Raw genomic sequence first — 18,848 nt, forward strand, 5'->3', positions numbered from 1 at the left:
AACGACCACTCTGGCGCATTGCGACGCCGGTGAGCAGGGGCCGTCCACCCCATCAGCCCCGGCGAGCCCGAAGGGCGAGGGAAGGGGATCCAGCGGCCTTTCGATGAGTTGAGAGCCCCATGGATCCCCTTCCCTCGCCTGCGGCTCGCCGGGGACGACGGCTGAGTTCATGTCCACCAGGTCTGCGAATCCATGCTCTCGAGAATTACGCGAAGGTCCCCCTCGCGGGAGAAGGTGCCCGAAGGGCGGATGAGGGGGGCGCGGCCTCTCATCGACCCGCAATGTTCGCCGACGGGCCCGGTTGCCGCTCACGCGGCGCTCATCCGCCCCTTCGGGGCACCTTCCCCCGCGAGGGGGAAGGAAGGGAGCCCTCCGACGAGCCGGAGATCACCGAACAGCCTGCGAGCGATCACCCTGGAGCAGAGGGAGAGGAGCGATACGCCCTCCCCGAAGCGGGAAGAAGGAAACGGCGGAGAAGGAGAACCGCACGCCCCGCCTCAGCGGCTCAGCGCCGGGCCGATCACCGACCGGGCGACCGCTTCGCCCGCCTCGACCGTCATCTTGACCTGACCGGGCTCGAGCCTGAAACGGGTCGGGATCTTTCCGAGCACCGACGCGCGGGCGCCGCCGAGATCCTCGAAGGCGACGCGCTCCAGGCGGATCGACACCTTGTTGCAATCCCAGCCCTCCGCCGTGCCGCGCACCCGCGCCACCTCGAGCGGATCGAGCGAGCAGCGCCACGACTTCAACTTCTGCTCCCACAGCTTCATCTGCAGCCGCATCACCTCGAAGGACGAACGCACCGCGCTGTCGACCGCCGTGTCGGCGACCGCGTCGAGCAGTTCCTCGGCGTTCGGCCCCTCGAGCGTCTTGGTCCAGTCGCCGGCGACGTTGCGCCCGGCGTCGACCACGACGAAGAGGAAGGTCTCGACCGCGATCGCGTCCTCGCGGGTCAGCGGCTTGTAGGGCTCGCTCGCCGCGGCGAGCTGGATGTTGAGCCCGGCGAGCCCCCAGTTGTCGGTGAGCCCACCGTCGAGCAGCTTGATGTAGCGGACCTTGGCCGGGTCGCGATAACCCTGCAGCGTCTTCAGGTAGGAGCGCACGATCGGCGAGGTCTCGCGGTCCTTGGCCTGCGCCTCCAGCCAGTCGGGCAGCTTGAAGCCGCACTTCTCCGAGTAGTTCTGGATCACCACCGGCGCGAAGACGATCGGCACCGCGGCCGACGCCGCCACCGCGTCGGCGAGCGGATAGGAGCCGTGGTCCGAACAGATCGCCGCGAAGGTCACCGGCTCGAAGATGAACGGCGTCTTGCCGTGGATGTCGGAGGCGTTGATCCACACCACCGGCCGGCCGGGGCGGCCGAGATCGCGCAGCGTCGCCCTGCCGAAGAGGTTCTTGTCGAGCCAGGTCGGCAGGCCGGAGCGATCGTTGACGCCGCCGTCCATCGCCCGCATCAGGTTGCCGACCGAATAGACCCGCGTCCTCAGCGCCTCCTCGGCGTCGCGGTAGAGGAAGCGGCTCTCGAAGTCGGAGAGCGCCCCCCTCCCCTTCAGCCCGAAATAGGCCGCCGTCACCGAGCCGCCCGAGACGCCCGAGACGAAGCGCACCTGATCGATCGCCCGACCGCCGCCCGGCGCTTCGATCTGGTCGAGCCCCTTGAGCACGCCGAAGGAGAAGGCCGCCGCCCGCGTGCCGCCGCCGGAGAAGGCGAGGCCGACGATGGTCGAGCGCAGCGTGTCGTCGCCGGCGACCGTGTTGACCTGGGTCAGCCGCGGCAGCGCCGAAGGCCGATTGACCGGCGCATTGTCGATCGAAGCGCAGCCGGCGACCGACCCGGTGAGGAACACCAGCCCGGCGAGAGCGCGAAAGAAGGGCGAGATCGACATCGACGGGTCCGGGACGACGAAGGGGAGAAGCGATCGCCGCCTGTGCACGATCGGCTGCGGTCCTTCAAGCCTCGGAATGCGGCGACGAGAGGGCGGGGACCTCTCACGAGGGCCACGCGAGGGCGATCGAAACGTTTCGGGCTTACCTCCGGTCATTCACACTTCACCAACCGTCCCGACCGGTTCGGCTTGATTTTCCGCCAGGATCGGCGGCTTCGTGGAGCAATGCGGACTTCCTCTGGTCTTCGGGGCATCATGCCGGCGATCCATTCATCCGTGATCTCACAGGATCTCGCGCACGTCGTGCGCAGGGTGGAGAGTGCTGCGCTGCTCGGCTCCGATTTCTGCGATCGCCTGACCCGCTCCCTCGCTCAACTCTTCGACATCGCCGAACCGACCTGCTCGGACGACGATCGCGCCGCTTTCGATCGCATCCTCGTCCGCGTCGCGCCGGGAGCGACCCTGGAGGCCCGTCTCTATCTCTCCGACCGCATCGCCGATTCCGAGCTGCCGCCGCGCGAGATCCTGATCACCCTCGCCAACGACGTCACCGACGTGGCGCGCCCGATCCTGGTGCGTTCGCCGGCTCTCGACGAGGACGATCTGGTCGACATCGCCCGCGCCCGCGGTTTCGGCCACATGGGCGCCATCGCCGAGCGCCACGACCTCACCTTCCGCATCACCGACATCCTCGTGCTGCGCGGTGACGATCTGGTCCGCCGCACCGTCGCCGGCAACATCACCGCTCACATCTCCGACAAGAGCTTCGCCCGCCTGTCGCTCCAGGCGCGCGGCGACACGCTGATCGAAGCCCATCTGGTGCGACGCGACGACCTGCCGGACGTGGTGATCCGCTTCCTGGTGGAGAACGGCTCCGAGACCGCGCGCGAGGTGCTCGCCGCTCGCCCGCGCACCACCCGCCCCTTCGGCCTCGAACACGGCGCCCTGCCGATCCGCGCCGCCGAGGACGGATGGCTCGAGCCCTACGACTTCGACGCCGCGGCCGTGGTGCTGGAGCGCCTCCCCGAGGTTCGCAATCACGTCGACGGCTTCGTCCGCCGTCTCGCCGAGGGCGACCGCTTCGCCGAGGTGGTCCACGTCCTGGCGGCGATGACCGACATCCCGCTCGAGACGATGAAGCACCTGTTGGTGTCGCTCGACACCAACCCCTTCGCCGTCATCGCCCGCGCCCTGGCGCTGAAGACCGACACGGTGCGCGAGTTGTTGTCGACCGGCCCGTGGATCCATCGCCTCACCGACCGCAGCCGCGACGCCGCCATCGTCGCGTTCCGCGCCCTCGATCCCGAGGAGGCGCAGGCGCAGGTGCGCGACTGGGTGGCCTGCGAGACCGCCGGCTACGCCTGAGGCTTCGCGCGTTCGCCCGCCACGACCGATCCGAACCCGACCGGTTCTACCCGACGGGAAGATGGTCTAGGGTCGCTCTCCCCGATCGACCCCGCGGACCCTCGATGCGTATCGACCTCTCCGACATCGCCGCCACCTTCCCCGCCTTCCGCGTCGGCGTCGTCGTCGCCACCGGCATGACCATCCCGACCGAACGTCCGGCGGGGCTGGACGCCGTCGTCGCCGAGCGGCGCGCCGCCATCCGCGACCGCTTCGCCGGGCGCGAACTCGCCGAAGTGCCGGGCATCCTGCCGTGGCGGCTCGCCTACAAGGTCTTCGGCATCAAGTCGACGCGCTACCGCTGCTCGGTCGAGCGGCTGGTCAAGAACGCCCTCGCCGACCGGCCGCTGCCCGCCATCAACGGCTTCGTCGACGCCTACAACGCCGTCTCCCTCGCCCACGTCTTCCCCGTCGGCGCCGACGATCTCGACCGCATCGAGGGCGACATCTTCTTCCGCTTCTCCCGTGACGGCGACAGCTTTCTCGACATGTCGGGCGGCGAGGACGCCGCCGAAGGCGCCGGCCCCGCCGAGGATCCGCCGAAACCCGGCGAAGTGGTCTACGCCGACGCCGCCAAGGTGCTGTGCCGCCGCTGGAACTGGCGTCAGGACGCCCGCTCGCTGGTGACGCCCGCGACCTCGCGCGCCGTCCTCACCGTCCAGTCGCTCGGCGTCGGCGACCTCGACGCGGCGCTCGCCGACGTCACCGGCCTGATCGAACGCTTCTGCGGCGGCCGCACCGCGGTCACCATCGCCGACGCGGCCGAGCCCGCGAAGGCGCTGGCGATGCCGTGACGCGCCGAGCGGCGCGGCGACACGACGGAAAAAGGGGCGCGAAATCGCCTCCTCGCGGACGCCCCGGATCGCCCGTCGAACGCCCTGCCGAATTGGTCGTTGAAATGATATAAAGATATCTTTATATCGTTTTTCGACGACCATCGAGAGCGCCATGACCCTGCCCCTGCCCCCCCTCGCGACCCTGCCCGGCGACGACCTCGTCGCGGTGCTGCGCGCCGGTGGCGAGCCGACGCGGCTCCGGGTGCTGGCGCTGCTCGAGGCCGGCGATCTGACGGTCAAGGATCTCACCGCCATCCTCGGTCAGAGCCAGCCGCGCATCTCCCGCCACTTGAAGCTCCTCGTCGAGGCCGGCCTCGTCGACCGCTTCCCGGAAGGCTCGTGGGTCTACTATCGCCTGCGCGACGATGGCGCCGCCGCCGGCCTCGTTCGGCTGGTGCTCACCGCCCTCGAGCGCGACGACCTCGCCATCCGCCGCGACCGCGAGCGCCTGGAGGCGGTCAAACGCGACCACGCCGAGGAGGCGGCGCGCTACTTCGCCGCCAATGCCTCCGGCTGGGCGGCGCTGCGCTCGCTCCATGTCGACGCGCGCGAGGTCGAGGCCGCGATCCTCGCCGCCGTCGGCGATCGCCCCTTCGGCGCGCTGCTCGATCTCGGCACCGGCACCGGCCGGATGATCGAGCTTCTCGCCGGCCGCTTCGACCGCGCCGTCGGCATCGACACCTCGCACGACATGCTCGCCGCCGCCCGCGCCGAACTCGACCGCGCCGGCATCACGTCCGCCCGCGTCCAGCAGGGCGACGTCTATTCGCTGAACAGCCCACGCGACGCCTTCGACCTCGTCACCGTCCACCAGGTGCTGCACTATCTCGACGATCCGGCCCGCGCCATCCGCGAGGCGGCGCGCACGCTGCGCCCCGGCGGCCGTATGCTGATCGTCGACTTCGCCCCGCACGGGCTCGAGTTCCTGCGCGACGCCCACGCCCATCGCCGCCTCGGCTTCGGCCATCAGGAGATCGCCCGCGCCCTCGAGGGCGCCGGTCTCGACGTCGTCTCGATCCGCGATCTGCCGGCCCCGACCTCCGGCGCCGACCGTCTCACCGTCACCCTCTGGCTCGCCCGCGACCCGCGTCTCCTGGTCGCCGGCGGCGCGTCCTCGGAAAGCCTCGCATGACCGCCTCTCGACCGACCATCTCCTTCGAGTTCTTCCCGCCCAAGACGGAGAAGATGGAAGCCGCGCTGTGGCGAGCGATCGAGGGCCTCGCCCCGCTCGATCCGGCCTTCGTCTCGGTCACCTACGGCGCCGGCGGCTCGACCCGCGAACGCACCCACGGCACCGTCGCCCGCATCGTCCGCGAGACGACGCTGAAGCCGGCGGCGCATCTGACCTGCGTCGCGGCCACCCGCGACGAGGTCGACGCGGTGATCCGCTCCTATTCGGAAGTCGGCGTCTCCCACATCGTCGCCCTGCGCGGCGACCCGCCGGAGGGCGTCGGCGCCGCCTACTGCCCCCATCCCGGCGGCTACGCCTATGCTTCCGATCTGGTGGCCGGCATCGCGCACCTCGGCGGCTTCGAGATCTCGGTCGGCGCCTATCCCGAGCGTCACCCGGAGAGCCGCTCCTGGGACGAGGAGATCGACAATCTGAAGCGCAAGGTGGACGCCGGTGCGACCCGCGCCATCACCCAGTTCTTCTTCGACAACGATCTCTTCGAGGGCTTCCTCGAGCGCGTCCGCGCCGCCGGCATCTCGATCCCGGTCCTGCCCGGCATCATCCCGGTCCACAACTTCGGCGCCGTCGCCGGCTTCGCCGAGAAGACCGGCGCCTCGGTGCCGGCGTCGGTCGCCGAACGTTTCGCCACGGTCGGTGAGACGCCGGAGGAGCGCGCCCGCGCCGCCATCGACTTCGGCGTCGAGCAGGTGGCCGATCTCCGCGCCCGCGGCGTCGACCACTTCCACTTCTACACCATGAACCGCGCCGACCTCGTCACCGGGATCTGCGCCTCCCTCGGCATCGCCGGAGATCGCGCCGCGGCGTGAGCGGGTGGGGGTCGACCTCGGCGAACGAGGCGAGGCAGAGCCCCCCTCCCTGTCCCTCCCCCTGTCCAACTCGGATGTTTCCGAGTTGGACCACCTCAAAAGAGGTCGAAATCGGATACATCCGATTTCGTTGGGGGGAGGGAACGATGGGGCGAAGGGTCCCCGAAATCACGAAGGCCGTGCACGACGGGCGCTTCTGTCGCGACGGCCATCTCCCCGAGGTCCTCTCCCCCCTGGAGGGGGAGAGACAGAGAGGGGGGGCTGGGCCTCGCAGCCGGCAGAGGCGATGACAGCAGGAACCGACCACACCTCGACACGACGTCGAGGTCCGAAGGCCGGATCCACATCGTCCCCTCCCCCCCTTGTGGGGGAGGGACAGGGAGAGGGGTAGGCGGCGCTTCGACGACGCACACCCTTCGTGAATGAAGCGAAAGCCACACCCATGACCACGCCCTTCGCCCATACCGCCGCCACCGCCGCCACGCTCGCGAAGACGCTTCGCGAGGCGGCCTCGAAGCGCATCCTGGTGCTCGACGGGGCGATGGGCACGATGATCCAGCGCCATGGTCTCGGGGAAGCCGACTATCGCGGCACCCGCTTCGCCGCCCACGGCCATGACCTCAAGGGCAACAACGACCTCTTGTCGATCACCCGTCCCGAGATCATCCGCGGCATCCACGCCCAGTATCTCGCCGCCGGCGCCGACATCGTCGAGACCAACACCTTCTCGGCGACCACCATCGCGCAGGCCGACTATGCGCTGGAGGCGGTCGCCTACGACCTCAACCTCGAAGGCGCCCGCCGCGCCCGCGAGGCCTGCGACGAGGCCTACGCGAAGGATCCGAGCCGCCCGCGCTTCGTCGCCGGCGCCATCGGGCCGACCAACCGCACCGCCTCGATCTCCCCGGACGTCAACGATCCCGGCTACCGCGCCGTGACCTTCGACGACCTCGCCACCGCCTATGCCGAGGCCGTTCGCGGCCTGATCGACGGCGGCGCCGACATCATCCTGATCGAGACCATCTTCGACACCTTGAACGCCAAGGCCGCCGTCTTCGCCACCGAAGAGGTGTTCGAGGCGAAGGGCTTCCGCCTGCCGGTGATGATCTCCGGCACCATCACCGATCTTTCCGGCCGCACCCTCTCCGGCCAGACGCCGACCGCCTTCTGGTACTCGCTGCGCCATGCGAAGCCGTTCTCGATCGGCCTCAACTGCGCGCTCGGCGCCAAGGAGATGCGCGCCCACATCGACGAGATCGGCCGCGTCGCCGACACGCTCGTCTGCGCCTATCCGAACGCCGGTCTGCCCAACGAATTCGGCCTCTACGACGAGAGCCCCGAGGCGATGTCGAAGCTCGTCGGCGAGTTCGCCGCGTCGGGTCTGGTCAACGTCGTCGGCGGTTGCTGCGGCACCACGCCCGACCACATCGGCGCCATCGCGAGGGCCGTCGCCGGTCACGCCCCGCGTGTCGTCCCCACGGTCGAGCCGCGTATGCGCCTCTCCGGCCTCGAGCCCTTCACCCACGCGCCCGAGATGCGCTTCGTCAACATCGGCGAGCGCACCAACGTCACCGGCTCGGCCAAGTTCCGCAAGTTGATCACCGCCGGCGACTATCCCGCCGCCCTGGCGATCGCCAAGGAGCAGATCGAGAACGGCGCCGTCATCATCGACGTCAACATGGACGAGGGCCTGCTCGACGGCGAGAAGGCGATGACGACCTTCTTGAACCTCGTCGCCGCCGAACCGGACATCGCCAAGGTGCCGGTGATGGTGGATTCGTCGAAGTGGTCGGTGATCGAGGCCGGTCTGAAGTGCCTGCAGGGCAAGGGCCTGGTCAATTCGATCTCGCTCAAGGAGGGCAAGGACGCCTTCGTCGCAGCTGCCCGGAAGGTGAAGGCCTACGGCGCGGCGGTCGTGGTCATGGCCTTCGACGAGAGCGGTCAGGCCGACACTTTGGCGCGCAAGACCGAGATCTGCGAGCGCTCGTATCGCATCCTCGTCGACGAGGTCGGCTTCGCGCCGGAAGACATCATCTTCGACCCCAACGTCTTCGCCGTGGCGACCGGCATCGAGGAGCACGCCAACTACGGCGTCGACTTCATCGAGGCCGCGCGCTTCATCAAGACGAAGTTGCCGCATGCCCACATCTCGGGCGGCGTCTCGAACCTGTCGTTCTCGTTCCGCGGCAACGAGCCGGTGCGCGAGGCGATGCACTCGGTGTTCCTCTACCACGCCATCGAGGCGGGCATGGACTTCGGCATCGTCAACGCCGGGGCGCTGGCCGTCTACGACGATCTGGCCGCGGACCTGCGCGACCTCGCCGAGGACGTGGTGCTGAATCGCCGCGCCGACTCGACCGAACGCCTGCTCGAAGCCGCCCCGCGCTTCAAGGGCGAGGCCGGCAAGCCACGCGAGGTCGATCTCTCCTGGCGCGAGGCGCCGGTCGCCAAGCGCCTCGAACATGCCCTCGTCCACGGCATCACCGACTTCATCGAGGCCGACGTCGAGGAGGCACGCGTCGCCTCCGCCCGTCCGCTCGACGTCATCGAAGGCCCGCTGATGGCCGGCATGAACGTCGTCGGCGACCTCTTCGGCTCGGGAAAGATGTTCCTGCCGCAGGTGGTGAAATCGGCTCGCGTCATGAAGCAGGCGGTCGCCGTGCTGATGCCCTGGATGGACGCCGAGAAGGCGGCAACCGGCGCGAGCGGGCCGACCTCGGCCGGCAAGATCGTCCTCGCCACGGTGAAGGGCGACGTCCACGACATCGGCAAGAACATCGTCGGCGTCGTCCTCGCCTGCAACAACTTCGACGTCGTCGACCTCGGCGTCATGGTGCCGGCGCAGAAGATCCTCGACCGGGCCCGCGAGGAGAAGGCCGACATCATCGGCCTCTCCGGCCTCATCACCCCGTCGCTCGACGAGATGGTGCATCTGGCGAGCGAGATGGAGCGCCAGGGCTTCGACGTGCCGCTGCTGATCGGCGGCGCGACGACTTCTCGCGTCCACACCGCCGTGAAGATCGATCCGGCCTACGACCGCGGTCAGGCGGTCTACGTCGTCGACGCCAGCCGCGCCGTCGGCGTCGCCTCCTCGCTCCTGGGATCGGGCAAGGCCGAGGCCGCGGCGTCCTACGCCGCCGACTACGCCGCCACCCGCGAGGCGCATGCCCGCGGTCGCGCCGAGAAGGCCCGCGTCGATCTCGAAGCAGCTCGCGCTGCGGCCTTCCGCCCCGACTTCGCCGCGCACCCGCCGGTGAAGCCGTCGTTCCTCGGCGTGCGCACCGTCGACGTCTCGATCGAAGAGCTGGTGCCGTTCATCGACTGGACGCCGTTCTTCGCCACCTGGGAGCTGATCGGCCGCTGGCCGGCGATCCTCGAGGACGCCAAGGTCGGCCCGGCGGCCAAGGCGCTCTACGCCGACGCCCGCGCCATGCTGACCAAGCTGGTCGCCGAGGGCTCACTCTCCGCCAAGGGTGTCGTCGGCTTCTGGCCGGCCAATGCGGCGGGCGACGACATCGTCCTCTACTCCGACGCCGGCCGCCACTATGAACTCCTCCGCCTCCATACCCTGCGCCAGCAGATGCCGCGTACCGGCACCGACCGCGCCGATCTGGCCCTCGCCGACTTCGTCGCGCCGAAGGGCACCGACGACTGGGTCGGCGCCTTCGCGGTGACCGCCGGTATCGGCGAGGCCGAGATCGCGGACCGCTATGCGCGCGCCAACGACGACTATTCGAAGATCCTCTCCCAAGCGCTCGCCGACCGTCTGGCCGAGGCTTTCGCCGAGTGGCTGCATGCCAAGGTGCGCAAGGAGCTGTGGGGTTACGCCGCCGACGAGGCGCTGTCGCCGGAAGACCTGATCGCCGAACGTTACGTCGGCATTCGTCCGGCGCCGGGCTATCCGGCCCAACCCGACCACACCGAGAAGGCGACCCTCTGGAAGCTGCTCGACCCGTCGCATCGCGCCGGCATCGAACTGACCGAGAGCTTCGCCATGTTCCCGGCCGCCTCGGTCTCCGGCCTCTACTTCTCGCACCCTGAAGCGCACTACTTCGGCGTCGGCAAGATCGAGAAGGATCAGGTCGCCGACTACGCCACCCGCAAGGGCTGGGACATGGCGACGGCGGAGCGCTGGCTCGCCCCCATCCTCGCCTACGACCCGAAGGCCGGGTGAGATCCCGAAAACACCACGGCCGGCGTGAGGTCTCCCCCGCACCGGCCGCATCCGGGTCCCCACCCGTGGTTCAATAGGCCTGATCGTCGAAGAACACCTTCGCCGCGGTTCTGGCGATGACCTTCACGTCGAGCCAGATCGACCAGTTGTTGATGTACCAGATGTCGTGCTCGACCCGCGCCTTCATCTGGTCGACCTCGCGCGTCTCGCCGCGCCAGCCGTTGACCTGCGCCCAACCGGTGATGCCCGGCTTGACGTGCTGGCGGAAGGCATAAGAAGCGATCAGCCCGTCGTAGAGATCGTCGTGGGCGACGGCATGGGGCCGCGGACCGACGATCGACATGTCGCCGGCGAGCACGTTGAAGAGCTGCGGCAGTTCGTCGATCGAGGTCCGCCGCAGCACCCGGCCGAGACGGGTGACGCGGGTGTCGTTCTTCGTCGCCTGGGTGACCTGCGGCCCGTTCTCCTGCACCGTCATCGAACGGAACTTGAGGATGGTGAAGGGCCGCGCGCCGAAGCCCTTGCGCTTCTGGCGGAAGAACACCGGCCGCCCGGTCTCGAGCAGGATGGCGAGCGCGGTCAGCAGCAGCAGCGGCGACAACACGACGAGACCGGTGATCGCGACCAGGATGTCGAGCGCCCGCTTCGCCGCCCGGTCGAGACGGGAAAGCGGCGCGCGCTGCAACTCGAAACCGACGAGATCGCCGACCTGCTCGCGCCCCCGGGCGATGAGCCGCTCGATCTCGCGATCGGCGAAGAGATAGACCGGCACCGGCAGCGGCGCCATCGCCGCCTTCAGTTCCTCGATGTGGCGGCGTTCGCGCCACGACAGGAACAGGTAGACCGCATCGAGCTTGCGCGCCGCCAGCGCCTGCCGGACGTTGCCGACCGCGGTGCGCGCCGCGCCGAGGAAGCCGGTGCGGCCGATGCGGGTCGGCGAGATCGCCGTCATGGTCACGACCTCGATGCCGCGCGTCGCCAGACGATGGCCGATGCGCTCCAGCCCGGCGTCGTCGGCCACCGCCACCACCGCCACCCGGCGGACCGAGACGTCGCCGCGGGCGAAGCGATGCGCCAGCCAGCGCGCCCCCAGGACGTGGAAGGTGAACAGGGTGGCGAAGCCGAGGAAGAACCAGATCGACACCGCGCCGCGCGAATAGCTCTCCGTCACCTTGGTGAGGAAGGCGATCCAGCCGAGCCAGAAGAAGGTGAAGATCCACGCCTGCGCCACCAGAACGGTCTGGCGCTCGAGGCTCGACAGCGCCGCGACCGCATAGCCGCGTCGCACCGCCAGGAAGCCGACGAACAGAATGGCCGACAGGACACCGATGTAGATCGTCCCCTGGAGGTAGGCCCAATCGACGGGACCTTCGTCGCGGTAGATCAGGCGGGTGGTCAGCGCCGTGGCGATGATCAGCAGCACGTCGACGAAGACGGCGCCCGCCTGCAGGACCTCGAGCGTCCAACGCAGCCGACGGCCGCCCTTCTCGGCGCCGTTCCACAAGCCGGCCGTGAATTGGCCCTGTTCGAGCTGCGACATGCACTCACCACAACGCGGAACTTCGATACTCTCGGAAAGGATTTATATACCGATCATGTAGAAATCGGGGACGCTTGGCTGCGACGGACTGTCGTTGAGGTTAATCGCGAAAAGACCGGCGGACGGCGCGACGACGTTCCGGCTTCGGTCGAAACGGTCGACGACTGCCGGATATGCGAATTCCCGTCGAAATCGCAGGTCGTTTCCTTGTGACATTTCGGAAGCGAACCGGCGCCCGGCCACCGGAAAACGACGAGACGCCGGAGGTTTCCCACCGGCGCCTCGATTGGAACCGCCGTGACGCGGATCACAGCATACCGAGCATCCGCGGCAGGAACAGCGACAGATCCGGCCAATAGGTGACCAGCACCAGGAAGCCGAGCATGGTCATCAGCCACGGCCACACCGCGATGGTCAGTTCGGTGATGCCCATCTTGGTGATGCCGCTCGCCACGTAGAGGTTGAGGCCCACCGGCGGGTGGCACATGCCGACCTCCATGTTGACGACGATCAGGATGCCGAAGTGCACCGGATCGATGCCGAGACGGACGGCGACCGGGAACAGGATCGGCGCCATGATCAGCACGATCGACGACGGCTCCATCACGTTGCCGGCGAGCAGCAGCAGTACGTTGACGAAGAGCAGGAAGGTCACCCACCCCAGCCCCTGGTCGACCATCCAGCCGGCCATCGCCTGCGGGATGTTCTCGCTCGTCATCAGGAAGGAGAACAGCACCGCATTGGTGATGATGTAGAGCAGCATCGCCGACATCGACGCGCTGTCGAGCAACACCTTGCCGATGTCCCGGAGCCGCATGTCCTTGTAGACGAAGACGGCGATGACGAAGGCGTAGACCGCGCTCATCGCCGCCGCTTCCGTCGGCGTGAAGGCGCCGGTGTAGATGCCGCCGATGACGATGACGATCAGGAACAGGCCCCAGAAGCTCTCGGAGAGCGCCTTGAACCGCTCGCTCCACGACGCCTTGGGCAGCCGCGGGTAGTCGTACTTCCAGGCCCGGTAGAAGGTGGTCGCACCGAGCAGCGAGGCGAGCATCAGGCCGGGGATGACGCCGGCGATGAACAGCTGACCGACAGAGGCCGCCGTCACCACCTTGCCGTCCGGCCCGAGCGCCAACTGGCCCGAGGTCGCCACCGCGTACATGACCATGACGATCGACGGCGGGATCAGGATGCCGAGCGCACCCGAAGTGGTGATGACGCCGGCGCCGAAGCGCGTCGGGAAGCCTTGCTTCACCATCGCCGGCAGGATGATCGAGCCGATCGCCACCACGGTCGCCGGCGACGAACCGGAGACCGCGGCGAAGAGGGCGCAGGCCATGACGCCGGCGAGACCCAGACCGCCGTACCAATGGCCGACCATCGACGAGGCGAAGCGGATCATCCGTCGCGCCACGCCGCCGTGGGTGAGGAAGTTGCCGGCCAGGATGAAGAACGGGATCGCCATGATCTCGAACTTCTCGATGCCGGTGAACAGCTTCAGCGCCACGCTGGCGATCGGCACGTCGGTCATGGTGAAGAGGAAGGTCAACACCGTGAGGCCGAGCGAGATCGAGATCGGCATGCCCGTCAGCATCAGCGCGATGAGCAGGGCGAAGATGATGAGCGCACTCATGCCCGGGCCTCCTCTTCGTCGAGACCGGCGACGTGACCGTGGTCGTGCTTGGGCAATTGACCGGTCTTCCAGTAGGAGACCGCCACCTGCAGGAAGCGGAAGCTCATCAGCCAGGATCCGATCGGCACGCACAGATAGACGAGCCACATCGGCACCTCGAGATCGGCCGAGGTCTGGTCGGTGTGGTAGATGTGCCAGACGAAGTTGGCCCCGAGCGATCCGACGATGCCGGTGAAGAGCGCGCCGGCGAGCAGGCCGAAGAGGATGAAGCCGACGCGGGTGCGCGCCTGCATCTGGTTGATCAGCACGTCGACGCCGACGTGGATGCCGGTGCGGACACCGTAGGCCGCGCCGAATTTGGCCATCCACACGAACATGTAGATGGTCAGTTCCTGCGCCCAGGTCATGTTGATGCCGGCGAGGAACTTGTAGAGGGAGCGCGCACCGCCGGCGACCCCCGGCAGGCCCCACTGATTGGCCGTGCCGACCGCCGAGGCGACGAAGCCGAGGCCGTAGCGGTGGACCACCGCGGCGAAGATGATCAGGGTCGCGGCTCCGATGAGAAAGGCGATGATCGCCTCCTCGAGCCGGTCGAGTAGTCGAAGCATGGCTGGACCTCTCGCGTCACCCGGTCCGATCACTCGGGCGGGTCTGCCAGAACGAGATGCGCGGAATGAGGGGCGGCGACGATCCGTTCGGCCGTCGGGCGCCGCGGAGGGCCGCCCGACGTACGCGACGTGGCCCGGTGCCGCACCGGACCGTCGGGGGGATCACGCCACGGGGCGCGATCCCGCCCGGGTGGCGGCGCCGTCGTCGGCGCCGCCGGAGCGCGTCACTTGGCGACGCCGGTCTCGCGATAGATCTCGGCGATCAGTTCCTTGCCGACGCGACCGGCCATCTCGTCGTGGACCGGCTTCAGCGCCTTCATCCACGCCGCCTTCTCGGCGTCGGTCATGTCGTGGAACTCGGTCTTGCCGGAGGCCTTCATCGCCGCGAGCGCCTCGTCGTTCTCCTTCTGGGCGATGCCGTTGGCGTATTCGGTCGCCTCGTCCATGGCCTTCTCGAGGTTGGCGCGGACGTCGGCCGGCAGGCCGTCCCAGAACTTCTTGTTCACGATCACCGCATAGCCGAGGTAGCCGTGACGGGAGACCGTCGCATGCTTCTGCACCTCGTGCATCTTCTGGGTGTACATGTTCGACGGCGGGTTCTCGGTGCCGTCGACGACGCCGGTCTGCAGGCCCTGATAGACTTCCGAGAAGGCCATCACCTGCGGCAGCGCTCCGAGCGCCTTCATCTGGGCTTCCAGCACCTTCGACGACTGGATGCGCATCTTCAGGCCGAGGAAGTCGTCGGGCATCCTGATCGGCTTGTTGGCGCTCATGATCTTGAAGCCGTTGTCCCAGTATTCGAGACCGACGATCCCCTTCGTCTCGAGCTTCTTGAGCAGCCCCTTGCCGACCGGACCCTTGGTCACCTTGATCAGCGCTTCCTTCGACGGGAAGATGAAGGGCAGGTCGAAGATCTCGAACTCCTTCACGCCGAGCGGGCCGAACTTCGCCAGCGACGGCGCGAGCATCTGCACCGCACCGAGCTGCAGCGCCTCGAGCTCTTCCTTGTCCTTGTAGAGCTGGCTGTTGGGGTAGACCTCGACCTTGACCTTGCCGGCCGTGTACTTCTCCGCCAGTTCCTTGAACTTGTCGGCGCCCTTGCCCTTCGGCGTGTTGGGGGCGACGACGTGGGAGAACTTGATCACCACCTCCTGCGCGAAGGCGGGGCCGGCGAGCGCGGCGGCGACGGCGAGAGCGGCGGCGGTGGCGAGAAGACGTTTCATGCGCGAGACCTCCCAGTTGTGCGCGGGACTTCGGGCTCTCTCTGGAGCTTGCCCCATGGGTAGGACGGACCGAGGCTCTTGCGCTATTGTGGATTTCCGTAGTCTCCTCGCGCGACGACCGCCCGGTCCGCCTTTTCCCGCCCGCGAGAGGCTCCCCTCCGTGACCGATCCCGTCGAGACGCCCGGATCGCCCCTCTCCACGACGCCCGGCACCATGCCGTTCCCCGGTCCTCGCCCGCGTGATCGCCGCCATCTCGATCGCATCGTCGAGGCGGCGCCGCTGATCGCCGTGGCGCTGATCGCCGCGGTGCTCGGCTTCCTCGTCTGGTTCGCCGACCGCTCCGAGCGCGAGGAGGCCGGCCTCGCCCTCATCCGCGACACGCTGTGGGTCGAGCAGGCGCTGCGCTTCCAGCTCGAGGCCGATCTCGCCGCCGTCGAACGCCTCGCCGTCGACATCGGCGACCAGCCGGCCGAAACCGTCGTGATCGCCCGTCTGCGCGCCGTCGCCACCGCCCACCCCGAGATCGTCGCCATCGAATGGCGCGACGCCTCGGGCTCCCTGCGCGCCCTGGTGCCGCCCGACGCGGCCCCGGCCGCGCCGCCGCCGATCGCGGCCCCGCCGCGGTTCGAACACGGCTTCACCGCGCCGCGCGCCGAGCCCGGACGCGGCCCGATCACCGATCTCGTCGTTCCGATCTTCGAGAACGGCATCCGCATAGGCTCGCTCACCGCGCGACTGCATCTCGAGCGCCTGCTCACCGAACACGTGCCCTGGTGGATCACCCAGAAGAGCCTCGTCGCCCTCATCGACGGCGACGGCCGCGAACTCGCCCGCAAGTCGACGCTGCCGCGCGACCCGGAAGCGTTGCGTCACGAACTGGCCTTCGACCCGCCGCTGCCCGGCGTCACCCTGTCGCTCGCCGCCAACCGAGCGCCCTCCAACCTGACCGGCAATTCGCTGGTGGCGACGATCTTCGGCCTCGCCTTCGTCGCCGTCGTGTCGATCTTCGCGCTGATGCGCCACTATCGCCACCGCCTGGCGGCGGAGGAGAGCCTCGGCGAAGCTCAGGCGCTGCGCCGCGCCATGGAAGAGAGCCTCACCGTCGGCATGCGTGCCCGCGATCTCGACGACCGCATCATCTACGTCAATCCGGCCTTCTGCCGGATGGTCGGCTGGCGCGCCGACGAGATCGTCGGCCTCACCCCGCCGCTGCCCTATTGGCTGCCCGATCTGGTCGAGGAGACCCTCGCCCGTCACCACACCCTGGCGCACGATGAACTGAAGCAGATCTCCTTCGAGACCCGCTTCCGTCGGCGCGACGGCAGCCTCTTCGACGTCCTCGTCTACGAGGCGCCGCTGATCGACGCGCGCGGTGTCCATCGTGGCTGGATGGGCTCGATCATCGACGTCACCGATCGCAAGCGCACCGAGGAGATGGAGCGCCGCCAGACCGAGACCATGGCTCGGACCGCGCGCCTGATCTCCATGGGCGAAATGGCCTCCACCATCTCCCACGAGCTCAACCAGCCACTCGCCGCCGTCTCCTCCTACGCCACCGGCTGCCTCAACATGATCCGCGCCGGCCACGGTCCGGCCGATCTGGTCGAGGCGCTGGAGAAGCTCGAGGTCCAGGCCCAGCGCGCCGGACGCATCGTCCGTCGTGTCCACGATTTCGTCCGCAAACGCGAACCGCGCTTCGCCACCATCGATCTCGTCGCGGTGATCGCCGACCTCGCCGTCTTCGTCGCCCCCGAGGCGCGCAAGGCGGAGGTCGAGATCGAACTCGACCTCCCCGACACGCCGGCATTCGTTTCCGCCGACCGGGTGCTCCTCGAGCAGGTGTTGTTCAATCTGATCCGCAACGGCATGGAGGCGATGGCCGCCATGCCCGCCCGCACCCGCCGCCTCGAGATCACCGCCCGGCGCGGCCGTCGCCCGGCCGACGCCACCGATGCCACCGAAGAAGTCGTCGTCGAGGTCGCCGACCGCGGCTCCGGCATCCCCCCGGAAGTCGCCGAGAAGCTGTTCTCGCCCTTCTTCTCGACCAAACAGGAGGGCATGGGCATGGGGCTCAACATCTGCCGTTCGATCGTCGAACTCCATCTCGGCCGGCTGGAGTTCTCGCAGCGACCGGGAGGCGGTACGATCTTCACCCTCGCGCTTCCCACCGTCGAGCCGACGCCCGTGCCCGCCGCGCCCGCGTCGACCGCGACCGAGGAGGACCCGGTATGAGCACGATCGCCCCCGATGCCGTCGGCATCCACGTCGTCGACGACGACGCGGCGATCCGCGACTCGCTCGAATGGCTGTTTCGCTCGCGCGGCCTCGCCGTCCGCTCGTGGGAGAGCGGCGAAGCCTTCCTCGCCGCCTGGAGCCCGGCGACGCGCGGCTGCATCGTCCTCGACGTCCGCATGGCCGGCATGTCCGGTCTCGACGTGCTCGACCGCCTGGACCGCCACGGATCGATCCTGCCGGTGGTGGTGCTGACCGGCCACGGCGACGTGCCGGTGGCCGTGCAGTCGCTGAAGAAGGGGGCGATCGACTTCCTGGAGAAACCCTTCGACGGCGGCGACCTCGTCACCCGCGTCCTCGCCGCGCTCGACCTCGAAGCCCGCCGCCACGCCGCCGCCACCACCACGCGCGCCCTCGAGGAGCGCCTCGCCACCCTGTCGCCGCGCGAGCGCGAGGTGATGGACAAGATGCTCGACGGTCTCCTCAACAAGCAGATCGCCGACGACCTCGGCATCGCCATGCGCACGGTCGAGGTCCATCGCGCCCGAATTCTCGAGAAGTTCGGCGTCCGCTCGGCGATCGAACTCGCCGGCCGCCTCGCCGACCTCCGCCGCGCCGAACGCTGAGGCGCGCGCCCCGCTCTGACACGATGGCAGAGCGCCAAACCGTTGATTTACGGATGATTCACCGAAGCCACTCCCCCGACGGCAGCGGCGAGCCGCCATATTGGCAGGAGTCGGCCGGTGCGAACTGTCGCCCGGGCTTCACTCTGTCCGATTTATGTGAATAATTTCATATACTTGGCGAATTGTGGCGAATTTGGCGCAGCGATTGCTGGCTTCTCCGACGATCGGGGCGTGAAGCGACGACCTCGCCGACATCGAGCGGTGGGGTCGCCGAAGTGTTTCACATCTCACGGAATTTCGATCCCGGACGAGCCGAACGGTCGGATCACCGCCGTTGTCCGGGGATCGGCAGTTCCGGCGTCGCTCGCCCCGGCGACGCCGGGCGGGATCGCACCAGACGGTGTCGAGGTCACCGAAGAAGTGCCGCCACCGACCTCGCGACGTGGGCGCGGCACGCCAAGAACGGAGGAATAGGATGAGGACATCAGTCGGAGCGGCCCTGAGAGCCGCCTCTCTCGCGACCGCCCTGCTCTCCGGCGTGTCGTTGGCGGCCGCTCAGACCGGGATGTCCGGAATGAGCGGCATGCAGGGCATGCAGGGTATGGGCGGCATGTCGGGCATGGGTGGCATGTCCGGTATGGGCGGCATGTCCGGAATGTCGGGCATGGGTGGCATGTCCGGTATGGG

Annotated in this window: 13 protein-coding genes; 8 read left to right on the forward strand and 5 right to left on the reverse strand. The window is 68.6% G+C overall.

Going from position 1 to position 18,848, the window contains the following annotated elements:
* Positions 1-497 precede the first annotated feature (497 nt).
* Positions 498-1,886, reverse strand: coding sequence for a patatin-like phospholipase family protein (locus V7Q42_RS19520; RefSeq protein ID WP_333825910.1), 1,389 nt, complete (start codon positions 1,884-1,886; stop codon positions 498-500).
* Between the two features lie 276 nt (positions 1,887-2,162).
* On the opposite strand from V7Q42_RS19520, the gene V7Q42_RS19525 reads away from it, so the two are divergent.
* The 5 genes from V7Q42_RS19525 (at position 2,163) to metH (ending at position 10,298) form a co-directional block, all read left to right on the forward strand.
* A complete protein-coding gene (locus tag V7Q42_RS19525) occupies positions 2,163-3,251 on the forward strand; it encodes a DUF2336 domain-containing protein (protein ID WP_333825911.1) in 1,089 nt (362 codons plus the stop codon).
* A 104-nt stretch (positions 3,252-3,355) separates the two neighbouring features.
* Positions 3,356-4,084: a B3/B4 domain-containing protein gene (locus V7Q42_RS19530; RefSeq protein WP_333825912.1), complete on the forward strand. Its 729-nt coding sequence runs from the start codon at positions 3,356-3,358 to the stop codon at positions 4,082-4,084.
* A gap of 154 nt (positions 4,085-4,238) precedes the next feature.
* The gene (locus V7Q42_RS19535) at positions 4,239-5,258 is read left to right on the forward strand and encodes an ArsR/SmtB family transcription factor (RefSeq protein ID WP_333825913.1); all 1,020 of its coding nucleotides are present in this window, start codon (positions 4,239-4,241) and stop codon (positions 5,256-5,258) included.
* Positions 5,255-6,124 (forward strand): methylenetetrahydrofolate reductase [NAD(P)H], encoded by an 870-nt coding sequence (gene metF / locus V7Q42_RS19540; protein ID WP_333825914.1) that lies wholly within the window; start codon positions 5,255-5,257, stop codon positions 6,122-6,124. Before V7Q42_RS19535 ends, metF begins: the two co-directional genes overlap by 4 nt.
* Before the next feature lie 442 nt (positions 6,125-6,566).
* A complete protein-coding gene (metH, locus tag V7Q42_RS19545) occupies positions 6,567-10,298 on the forward strand; it encodes a methionine synthase (protein WP_333825915.1) in 3,732 nt (1,243 codons plus the stop codon).
* A gap of 70 nt (positions 10,299-10,368) precedes the next feature.
* Here metH and V7Q42_RS19550 read toward each other — a convergent pair whose 3' ends face one another.
* The 4 genes from V7Q42_RS19550 to V7Q42_RS19565 form a co-directional block, all read right to left on the reverse strand.
* Positions 10,369-11,838: an undecaprenyl-phosphate glucose phosphotransferase gene (locus V7Q42_RS19550; RefSeq protein ID WP_333825916.1), complete on the reverse strand. Its 1,470-nt coding sequence runs from the start codon at positions 11,836-11,838 to the stop codon at positions 10,369-10,371.
* Between the two features lie 307 nt (positions 11,839-12,145).
* Positions 12,146-13,471 carry a TRAP transporter large permease gene (locus tag V7Q42_RS19555; protein WP_333825918.1) on the reverse strand — a complete coding sequence of 442 codons (1,326 nt, stop codon included), beginning with the start codon at positions 13,469-13,471 and terminating at the stop codon, positions 12,146-12,148.
* The gene (locus V7Q42_RS19560) at positions 13,468-14,079 is read right to left on the reverse strand and encodes a TRAP transporter small permease (protein WP_333825920.1); all 612 of its coding nucleotides are present in this window, start codon (positions 14,077-14,079) and stop codon (positions 13,468-13,470) included. The genes V7Q42_RS19555 and V7Q42_RS19560 overlap by 4 nt, the downstream gene beginning before the upstream one ends.
* Positions 14,080-14,303: 224 nt before the next feature.
* A complete protein-coding gene (locus V7Q42_RS19565) occupies positions 14,304-15,302 on the reverse strand; it encodes a TRAP transporter substrate-binding protein (protein WP_333825921.1) in 999 nt (332 codons plus the stop codon).
* 160 nt (positions 15,303-15,462) lie between these two features.
* Here V7Q42_RS19565 and V7Q42_RS19570 point away from each other — a divergent pair, with 160 nt between their 5' ends.
* The 3 genes from V7Q42_RS19570 to V7Q42_RS19580 all read left to right on the forward strand — a co-directional run.
* Positions 15,463-17,535: a sensor histidine kinase gene (locus V7Q42_RS19570; RefSeq protein WP_333825922.1), complete on the forward strand. Its 2,073-nt coding sequence runs from the start codon at positions 15,463-15,465 to the stop codon at positions 17,533-17,535.
* A complete protein-coding gene (locus tag V7Q42_RS19575) occupies positions 17,532-18,161 on the forward strand; it encodes a response regulator transcription factor (RefSeq protein ID WP_333825924.1) in 630 nt (209 codons plus the stop codon). Before V7Q42_RS19570 ends, V7Q42_RS19575 begins: the two co-directional genes overlap by 4 nt.
* A 475-nt stretch (positions 18,162-18,636) precedes the next feature.
* Positions 18,637-18,848, forward strand: a 212-nt coding sequence (locus V7Q42_RS19580; RefSeq protein WP_333825926.1) for a hypothetical protein, incomplete at its 3' end; no start/stop codon positions are given.

Source organism: Pinisolibacter sp. (genome assembly GCF_036782435.1).
In the GTDB taxonomy this organism is placed as follows: domain Bacteria; phylum Pseudomonadota; class Alphaproteobacteria; order Rhizobiales; family Ancalomicrobiaceae; genus CALBKH01.